Here is a 9189-nt window from a genome sequence, read left to right as displayed (position 1 = left end):
GGCCGCCGGACAGTTCGGCCGGGTAGTGCTTGGCGCGCGAGGCCAGGCCCACCTTGCCCAGCGCGTCTTCGATGCGGCGCTTGCGCTCGGCGGCGCCCAGGCCGCGGTAGCGCAGCGGCACGTCCACGTTGTCGAACAGGTTCAGGTCGGGGATCAGGTTGAAGCCCTGGAAGATGAAGCCGATCTTCTGGTTGCGAAGCCGCGAACGCGCGTCGTCGCTCAGGCCGCGCACTTCCACGCCGTCCAGCAGATAGGTGCCCTCGGTGAATTCCTCCAGCAGGCCGGCGATGTTGAGGAAGGTGGTCTTGCCCGAGCCAGACGGGCCGGTGACGGCGACGAACTCGCCTTCGCGCACGTGGATGTCGAAGCCGCGCAGCGCGTGGGTTTCGATCATGTGCGTGCGGTAGACCTTGCTGAGCTGGTTCATCCGGAGCATGGGAGGCGTCCTTGGTGTCGGTGTTCGGGAAAAGGGAATGGAAGGGTCAGTCGTTGAGCTGCACGCGCTCGGCGTCGCCGAAGGTGTCGGTGCCGGCGATCACCACCACGTCGCCAGCGGCCAGGCCGTCCAGCACTTCCACGTGGGTGACGCTGGCGGTGCCCAGGCGGATGGCGCGGCGCACCGCGACGCTGCCGTCCACCACCCAGGCGGTGCGGCCGCCCTGGGCTTCGATGAAGGGGCCGCGCGGCAGCATCAGCGTATTGGCGCGTTCGTCAATGAGGATGCGGGCGTTGACGCGTTGGTTCTGGCGCAGGCCGGCGGGCTGGTCGCCCTCGAAGGCGACACGCACGCGCACGCGGTTGGCCACCACTTCGGGCGATATGGCGCTGATCTTGCCGGGCGCCTTCGCGCTGCCGATGGCCACGTCGGCGCTCATGCCGATGCCCAGGTCGTCGGCGTAGGTTTCCGGCGCCTCCAGCTCCACTTCCAGGCGCGACAGGTCCACCACGGTCACCAGCGGCGCGTTCGCCACCACTACGGCGCGGTCGGTCACGGCCACGGTGCCGACGATGCCGTCCACCGGCGCGCGGATCTGTAGGTCTTCCACGCGGCGGCGCAGGTCGGTGACCACCAGCGCCTGGCGCTCGAGCGCACGCTCGCGGGTGGTGAGGTCGAAGCCGGTGGACTGGGTGGCCAGGCCGCTGTCGTCGCTGGCGTGGCGCAGGCGGATTTCAGCGCTGCGCACCGCGTCGCGCGCGGCCAGCAGGTCCACTTCCGACACCACGCCCAGCGCGTGTCCGCGCTCGGAGCGCTGCAGGTTGCGCCTGGCCGTGGTCAGGGTGAGGTCGGCCTCGTCCTGCGTGCGCCGCGCCAGCAGGCTGGCCTGGCGCGAGGTGATGCGCTGGCGGCCCACTTCGGCGTCCAGGCTGGCCAGGGTGGATTCTTCGCGGGCAAGTTCGTTGGTCAGCTCGGGCGATTCAATCTTTGCCAGCACCGCGCCGCGCTTCACGGTGGCGCCGGCCTGCACCTGCAGGGTCACGGTGCCGCCCACCGGCGCGTACAGCGTCGGGCTGACCGCGGCCACCACCCGGCCCTCCACCGCCACGTCGCGCACGAACGTGCCCAGCGCCACTTCGCCGGTGCGCACGCGCGCTGCCGACACCGAGCGCTCGCTCGACGCCCAGCCCATCACCAGCCACACCAGCCCGGCCAGCAGCACCGCGACGACTGCCAGGATCACCAGCCGCCGCTGCCTGCCGCTGCCGGGGCTTGGTGAGAGGGGGCGGTCTTGGGCGGAGGGTTCGCGAATCATGGCGCGTCCAGGCAGGGGCTACATGGAATCCGTTGCACGAGCCGTGCCAGCGCTAAGTCATTGAATTGAATGCGGCGATGCCGGTGTCCGGGTGTCCGCCGGGCGTCCAGCCGCTGAACGCCCGGACAGTCCCGGCGCGGCCTTGCCACCCGCGCCCGCGGGGCGGCGACGGCATCCGATAAACTGGGGCCCTTACCGGATACGGATCACCCCACCATGTGCGGCATCGTCGGCATCAGCGCCCAGCGCAATATCGTCAAGCACCTGATCGACGGCCTGAGCGCCCTCGAGTACCGAGGCTACGACTCGGCCGGCGTGGCCCTGCAGGGCACGGACGGCATCGTCCGCCTGCGTGCCAAGGGCAAGGTGCGCGACCTGGCCGCGCTGCAGACGGCCACCGGCGTGGACGGCCACTGCGGCATCGCCCACACCCGCTGGGCCACCCACGGCGTGCCCAGCGAAGGCAACGCCCACCCGCATCTGTCGGGCGAGGTGAGCGTGGTGCACAACGGCATCATCGAAAACCACGCCGCGCTGCGCGCCGAACTGCAGGCCGACGGCTATGAGTTCAGCTCGCAGACCGACACCGAAGTGATCGCGCACCTGGTCGAGCGCGCGCAGCGCTCGGGCCTGTCGCTGCTGGCTTCGGTGCAGGACATCGTGGGCCGCCTGCATGGCGCCTACGCCATCGTGGTGGTGTCCGCCCGCGAACCCGGCGTGCTGGTCGGTGCCCGCCTGGGTTCACCGCTGGTGGTGGGCCTGGGCGAGGGCGAACAGTACTTCGGCTCCGACATCCACGCGCTGCTGCCGCTGACGCGGCGCTTCATGTACCTGCACGAAGGCGATGTCGCGCGCGTGGACACCACGGGCGTGCAGGTGTTCGACGTGCACGGCCAGCCGGCCACGCGCGAAGAAAAGGAATCGCAGTTCAACTCCGACGCCGTGCAGCGCGGCGACTACGCCCACTACATGCTCAAGGAAATCCACGAGCAGGCCCAGGCCGTGGCCGACACGCTGGAAGGCCGCATCGCCGGCGGCCGCATCCTCACGCAGATCTTCGGCGTGGACGCCGAGCGCCTGCTGGCCGACACCCAGGCCGTGCACATCATCGCCTGCGGCACCAGCTACCACGCCGGCCTGGTGGCGCGTTACTGGATAGAACAGCTGGCCGGCGTGCCCTGCACGGCCGAGATCGCCAGCGAATACCGCTACCGCGACCCGGTGGTGCGCGAAGGCACGCTGTTCCTCACCATTTCCCAGTCGGGCGAAACCGCCGACACCCTGGCCGCGCTCAAGCTGGCCAAGCAGATGCCGTACCTGGCGCAGATGGCCGTGTGCAACGTGCCCGAATCGTCCATCGTGCGCGAGTCGTCGCTGGTGCTGATGACGCGCGCCGGCCCCGAGATCGGCGTGGCGTCCACCAAGGCCTTCACCACCCAGCTGGTGGCGCTGGCGCTGTTCGCGCTGGCGCTGGCGCGCAGCAAGGGCCTGGACGAAACGCGCTACCTCGACGGCGGGGCGCAGCTGGAACAGCTGCCCGGCCTGATCGTGGAAACGCTCAAGCTCGACGAACAGATCAAGCTGCTGGCCGAGCGCTTTGCCGACAAGCACCACGCCCTGTTCCTGGGCCGCGGCACCCACTGGCCGGTGGCGATGGAAGGCGCGCTCAAGCTCAAGGAAATCAGCTACATCCACGCCGAAGCCTACGCCGCCGGCGAACTCAAGCACGGCCCGCTGGCGCTGGTGGACGAAGACATGCCGGTGATCGCGGTGGCGCCCAACGACCGCCTGATCGACAAGCTCAAGTCCAACCTCGAGGAAGTGCGCGCGCGCGGCGGCGAGCTGTACGCCTTCGTGGACGAAACCGTGGCGCACGGCCTGGACGCCGCGCACGTGGTCATCCTGCCCGCCTGCGGCGAGATCGCCGCGCCGGTGGTGTCCACGCTGCCGCTGCAGCTGCTGAGCTACTACGTGGCCCTGCTCAAGGGCACCGACGTGGACCAGCCGCGCAACCTGGCCAAGTCGGTGACGGTGGAATAGTTTCGCCGCGCCGCGACCCCAAGCCCCAACGGAGCCACCCCATGCGTGTTTGTGTCTATGCCGCCTCCAGCGCCAAGGTCGCGCCCGAGTTCCACGCCGCCGCGCGCGCGCTGGGCGAAAGCCTGGCCTCGGAAGGCTGCAGCATCGTCTACGGCGGCGGCTCGCAGGGGCTGATGGGATCGCTGGCCGACGGTGCGCTGTCGAAGGGCGGCGAAGTCATCGGCATCCTCCCGAAATTCATGGCCGACCTCGAATGGGGCCACCCCGGCCTGACGAAGCTCGAGCTGGTGGAAGACATGCGCGAGCGCAAGCATCGCCTGCTGACCGACAGCGACGCCGTGGTGGCGCTGCCCGGCGGCTGCGGCACGCTGGAAGAACTGTTCGAGGCGATCACGCTCAAGCGCCTTGGCATCTACTTCAGCCCGATCGTGCTGCTCAACGTGCGCGGCTTCTATGCGCCGCTGCAGGGCTTCATGCAGTCGGTGATCGACGAGCGCTTCATGAACCCCGAGCACGCCGCCATGTGGTCGCTGGTGGACGAGGTGGCCGACGTGCTGCCCACCATCCGCGCCACGCCGCGCTGGCGCGAAGACGCGCGAGAGTATGCCGTCGTCCGCTGAGCCCGCGCCCAGCCCGAGTCGCCGCGCGTGAAAAAACCGACCAAGACCGTCGCGCTGCCGCGTTCGCTGGGCGAAGACGACAAGGTGGGCATTCGCGCCGCGCTTGACGGCCTGCGCCTGTCGCCCGGCTTCAAGCCGCGCGGGGCGCAGAACGCGATGATTGCGATTGCCGCGCGCGCGCTCGGCGCCACCGGCGGCGGCGCCGTGATCGAGGCGCCCACCGGCGTGGGCAAGAGCCTGGGCTATCTGGCGGCGGCGGTGCCGATTGCGCTGGCGCACAAGCGTCCGCTGGTGATCGCCACGGCCACGGTGAGCCTGCAGGAACAGCTGGTGCAGCGCGACATCCCGCGCTTCCTGGCCGACACGGGCCTGGTCGCCACCGTGGCCATCGCCAAGGGCCGGCAGCGCTACGCCTGCCTGCGCAACCTGGCCGAGTCGGCGGGCGGCGACACCGGCGAGTCACTGTTCGACTTCGATCCGGCGTACACGCGCGCGCCCAGCGTGGAAGAGGCCAAGGTGATCGAGGCGCTGTCGAAGGCCTTTGACGGCGGCCAGTGGCAGGGCGACCTCGATCTGGCGCCCGTGCCCATTCCCGACGGCATGCGCAGCCGCATCACCACCTCGGCTGGCGCCTGCACGCGCGCCAACTGCGCGTTCGTTGAAGCCTGCCCCTACCTCAAGGCGCGCGCCGGCGTGAAAGCCGCCGACATCGTGGTGGCCAACCACGACCTGGTGCTGGCGGCGCTGGGGCTTCCCGACAGCGACGAGGGCGACAACCCGATCCTGCCGATGCCGTCCAAGGCGCTGTTCGTTTTCGACGAAGGCCATCACCTGCCCGCCAAGGCGATCGACGCCGACGCCGCGCAGCTGCACCTGCCCACCTGCATCGAAGCGCTTGAGCGCGGGCGCGGGCCGATCTCCGCTGCGTTCGTGCGCAGCGGCAAGGACGCCATCAGCGGCCTGGCGCCGCTGGAAGTGCAGGAGCTGGTGACGCAGGCGCGCGACGGGCTGCGCGATTTCCAGGACAAGCTGGCGCTGGCCTGGGTGCCGGATCCTTCCGAGGCGCAGCCCACGTGGCGCGCCCCCATGGGCCGGCTGCCCGAAGACTGGCTGGCCGACGCGCAGTCGCTCGACCATGTGTTCAGCAAGCTCAGCCGCTTCGCCGACGCGCTGGTGTCGGCGATACCCCGGGACGACGGCGGCAAGGCCGAGCCCGACGACAGGCTGATGCGCAACCTGGGCCGTCTGGTGGAGCGCCTGCAGGACGCCGCCGCGCTGTGGCAGCGCTGGGCCAGGACCGATGCCAGCGGCTGGGCGCCGATGGCGCGCTGGCTTACCGTGGCCAAGGACCGCAGCCTGCTGTGCCACGCCGCGCCGGTGTCGGCGGCCGGCATCCTGCGCAACCTGGTGTGGAGCCGCGTCGAGTCGGTGGTGATCACGTCGGCGACGCTGGCCACGGGCGGCAACTTCCGCCACTTCTGCGAAGAGGCCGCCATCCCCGACGACTGGGAGCTGGCCAGCCTGCCCAGCCCCTTCAACCTGGCCGAAAGCGCCGTGCTGTCGGTGCCGGCGATGAAGACCCTGCCCGACGACGCTGCCCGCCACACCGACGAAGTGGCGGCGTGGATCGAGAATGAACTCGACTGGGACGCCGGCAACCTGGTGCTGTTCACGTCGTGGAAGCAGATGGAGCGCGTGGTGGCGCTGCTGTCGCCGGCTCGCGCCATCCGCACCCTGGTGCAGGGCTCGCGCTCGCGCACCGAACTGCTTGAGCGCCACGCCAGCCACATCCGCGCCGGCAAGGGCAGCACGCTGTTCGGCCTGGCGTCGTTCGGCGAAGGCCTGGACCTGGCCGGTGATCTCGCCACCACGGTCGTGATCACCAAGCTGCCCTTCGCCATGCCCTCCGACCCGGTGGGCGCGACCAAGGCCGAGTGGTACGAATCGCGCGGCCGCTCGGCCTTCTTCGAAGTGGCGCTGCCCGAAGCCCAGCGCACGCTCACGCAGTACATGGGCCGCCTGATCCGCACCGAGGACGACCGCGGCCGCATCGTGCTGCTGGACCGTCGCGTGGTGGTGAAGCAATACGGCCGCGCGCTGCTCGACAGCCTCCCGCCTTACCGCCGCCTGATCGCCTGACGCCGCCGGAGAAGGCGCGCCGATGGCTGCAAAAAAGGCAGGCGCTTTATGCAACTTGCCTGCCCGCTCCGTGCAAAGAGCGCTGGGTCTGCGCCCGTCAACTTCACGGCAGCCCTACGTATCGGCCTGCACCGGGTTGGCACAACCCTTGCTGTGTATCTCCTGTCCCCGCCATTCCTGGCCGGACTCCCCCCATGGAGATCTTTTGATGAGCACTCTCAAGTCCACCCCTGATTCGAACGACATGAACCGCGATCCGATCACCGGCACGCCCGGTGCGCATCCGGTGGGCACGGGCGTAGGCGCCGCCGCTGGCGGTGCCACGGGCGCCGCGATCGGCATGGTGGCTGGCCCCGCGGGCGCAGTGGCCGGCGCCGTGGTTGGCGCGGTGGTCGGCGGCTTGGCCGGCAAGGGCGTTGCCGAGGGCGTCAATCCGACGGCCGAGGACGCCTACTGGCGCGATCAGTACGTGCGCGAGCCGTACTACGCCACCGACCGCAGCTACGAAGACTATTCGCCGGCCTACCGCATCGGCTACGAGGGTCGCGGCCAGTACGCCGGCCGCACGTTCGAGCAGGCCGAACCCGAGCTGCGCAGCAGCTACGAAGCCAGCCGCGGCAAGTCCCGCCTCGAGTGGGAAGACGCCCGTGTAGCCACGCGCGCCGCGTGGCATCGCGTCGAGCGTGCCATGCCGGGTGATGCGGACCGCGACGGCCGCTGATCGGGTTCAGGGCCCGCGATTCCTGGCGCCTGCACGAGCCGTGGATCGCGGGTTTTTTCCAAGACGACGCCGTCAGGCGTCGTCTTCGTGTGGCGACGATGGATCGTCAAGGCCGAGGTCGGCCGTTTCATCTTCGTCGTTGCGCGTGGTGGTTACCGGACCGGCGGCGGGCATGCGCTTGTTCTTGGGCAGCGGCAGCTTGGCCACTTCTTCGCCGGCGGCCAGCACCAGTTCGCTGCGGCGTTCGTCCGGGATCTCCTGCCAGTGGCAGCCCAGGATCGCGCCTTCCAGCGCGTACAGAAGATTCAGGCTGGGCTTGAAGCCGGCGCGCTTGACCCGCACGAAGGCGGCGAGGGCGCCCACGGCTTCCAGGTCTTCCTGCGAGCGCACGCCGGTCTGGCGCAGCCAGGCGGCGGATTTCGGGCCGATGTTGCGAAGCTTGGTTCCGGTTGTCATCACCACTCCTGCGGGTCGGCTTCAGGCCTTGCCCAACGTCTCAATGAACGCGCTGGCCAGCGCTTCGAGGCCATGCTGGTCGGCGGCGTCGAAGCGGTCCAGCACCGGGCTGTCGAGGTCGAACACGCCCACCAGCACGTCGCCGCGGTACAGCGGCACCACCAGCTCCGATCGGGACGCCGAATCGCAGGGGATGTGTCCCGGGAATGCGTCCACGTCGGCGATGCGCTGTGTCTGGCGCGTCAGCGCCGCCGTGCCGCACACGCCGCGGCCCAGGGCGATGCGCACGCAGGCCGGGTGGCCCTGGAACGGACCCACAACCAGTTCGGTGCCGTCGAAGAAATAAAAGCCAACCCAGTTCAGGTCGGGCAGGGCATGGAACACCAGCGAGGAAAGATTGGCGGCGTTGGCCGTCCGGTCGTGCTCGCCGTGCATCAGGCCGCGGGCCTGTTCAAGCAGCTGGGCGTACTGGTCGGCTTTGTCGCCGCTGAGGGTATTGGCCTGGAACATGGCGGTCCTTTCAGTGAGGGCGGAAGTGTAGCGCGGCCGGCGTGGCGGGCTGGTAAAGTCCGGCCATGACCAGCGCACCCGGTGTCCTTTCCGCCGACGGCTTCCGCGACCGCGGCGCCCAGGCCACACGGCTCGAGGCCTTCGTGGACGCGGCCTTCGCGTTCGCGCTGACGCTGGTGGTGATCGCCGGCAACGACATCCCCGACTCGGTGGACGCGCTGGTGCTGGCCATGAAGTCGGTGCCGGCCTATGCCGGCTGTTTCCTGCTGATCATGCGCTGCTGGTCGGCGCACGCCGACTGGAGCCGCCGCTACGGCCTGGATGACCTGGTCAGCCGGCGGCTGGGCGTGCTGCTGGTGTTCCTGGTGCTGATCTTCGTGTATCCGATGCGCATGGTGTTCTCGAGCCTGTTCAATGCGCTCACGGCCGGCTACCTGCCCACGGGCTTCAGCATCAACAGTGCGGCCGACGTGCCGGCCATGTTCATCATGTTCGCCGTGGCGTTCGGGCTGTTGGGGGCGGTGATGACCGCGCTTTACTGGCACGCATGGCGCCTGCGCGACGCGCTGGAGCTGTCGCTGCATGAGCGCGCGCGCACCCGCTTCGAGATGATGAACTGGGGCGCCGTACCGGTGGTGGCGACGCTGTCGTTGATTCTGGCGCTGGCGATTCCTGCCACGCGGGAAAGCGGCATCTGGCTGGGCATGCCGGGCTTCGTGTTCTTCCTGCTCAACCTGGCGCCGTTCGTGCTGGAGCGGGTGGCCGAACGCTGGCGCCGCGCGCAGCCGGGGGCCTGAGTGGCGTCGTACTTCATAACCCGCACCGACACCCGCGTGGGCAAGACCTACGCCAGCGCGGCCGTGCTGCACGCCCTGCCCGCCGGCGGCGCCCCCGCCGAGGGCATGAAGCCGGTGGCCCGCGGCTGCGCACCCCCCCCCCCGGGCCAGCGCAA

General features: G+C 69.8%; 9 protein-coding genes. 5 read left to right on the top strand and 4 right to left on the bottom strand.

The annotated features are described in order from the left end of the window. Positions 1 to 436: ATP-binding cassette domain-containing protein (locus tag K0M70_RS09560; RefSeq protein ID WP_290781634.1), on the bottom strand; the 436-nt coding region annotated here is incomplete at its 3' end. 46 nt (positions 437 to 482) lie between these two features. Next, the gene (locus tag K0M70_RS09555; protein ID WP_290781632.1) at positions 483 to 1679 is read right to left on the bottom strand and encodes an efflux RND transporter periplasmic adaptor subunit; all 1197 of its coding nucleotides are present in this window, start codon (positions 1677 to 1679) and stop codon (positions 483 to 485) included. Between the two features lie 288 nt (positions 1680 to 1967). On the opposite strand from K0M70_RS09555, the gene glmS reads away from it, so the two are divergent. The 4 genes from glmS to K0M70_RS09535 all read left to right on the top strand — a co-directional run bounded on the left by glmS (position 1968) and on the right by K0M70_RS09535 (position 7271). After that, positions 1968 to 3791, top strand: a complete 1824-nt coding sequence (glmS, locus tag K0M70_RS09550) for a glutamine--fructose-6-phosphate transaminase (isomerizing) (RefSeq protein WP_290781630.1) — start codon at positions 1968 to 1970, stop codon at positions 3789 to 3791. A gap of 41 nt (positions 3792 to 3832) precedes the next feature. Then, entirely contained in the window at positions 3833 to 4411 is a 579-nt protein-coding gene (locus K0M70_RS09545; RefSeq protein ID WP_290781628.1) for a TIGR00730 family Rossman fold protein, read from the top strand. A 27-nt stretch (positions 4412 to 4438) separates the two neighbouring features. Continuing rightward, complete coding sequence (dinG, locus tag K0M70_RS09540; RefSeq protein ID WP_290781626.1) at positions 4439 to 6550, top strand: ATP-dependent DNA helicase DinG; 2112 nt, start codon at positions 4439 to 4441, stop codon at positions 6548 to 6550. 208 nt (positions 6551 to 6758) lie between these two features. Beyond that, complete coding sequence (locus tag K0M70_RS09535) at positions 6759 to 7271, top strand: hypothetical protein (protein ID WP_290781624.1); 513 nt, start codon at positions 6759 to 6761, stop codon at positions 7269 to 7271. 72 nt (positions 7272 to 7343) lie between these two features. On the opposite strand, the gene K0M70_RS09530 is transcribed toward K0M70_RS09535, so the two are convergent. Both K0M70_RS09530 and K0M70_RS09525 read right to left on the bottom strand, forming a co-directional pair. After that, the gene (locus tag K0M70_RS09530; protein ID WP_290781622.1) at positions 7344 to 7727 is read right to left on the bottom strand and encodes a TfoX/Sxy family protein; all 384 of its coding nucleotides are present in this window, start codon (positions 7725 to 7727) and stop codon (positions 7344 to 7346) included. 21 nt (positions 7728 to 7748) lie between these two features. Beyond that, the gene (locus K0M70_RS09525; protein WP_290781621.1) at positions 7749 to 8237 is read right to left on the bottom strand and encodes a GAF domain-containing protein; all 489 of its coding nucleotides are present in this window, start codon (positions 8235 to 8237) and stop codon (positions 7749 to 7751) included. Positions 8238 to 8302: 65 nt separating this feature from the next. On the opposite strand from K0M70_RS09525, the gene K0M70_RS09520 reads away from it, so the two are divergent. Continuing rightward, on the top strand, positions 8303 to 9034 hold the full coding sequence (locus K0M70_RS09520) for a TMEM175 family protein (RefSeq protein ID WP_290781620.1): 732 nt from the start codon (positions 8303 to 8305) through the stop codon (positions 9032 to 9034). Positions 9035 to 9189: the final 155 nt, after the last annotated feature.

Source organism: Arenimonas sp. (genome assembly GCF_019459675.1).
Classification (GTDB): Bacteria; Pseudomonadota; Gammaproteobacteria; order Xanthomonadales; family Xanthomonadaceae; genus Arenimonas.
The sequence above is the reverse complement of the archived record's forward strand: the minus strand, read 5'-3'. Positions and strand labels throughout refer to the sequence as shown.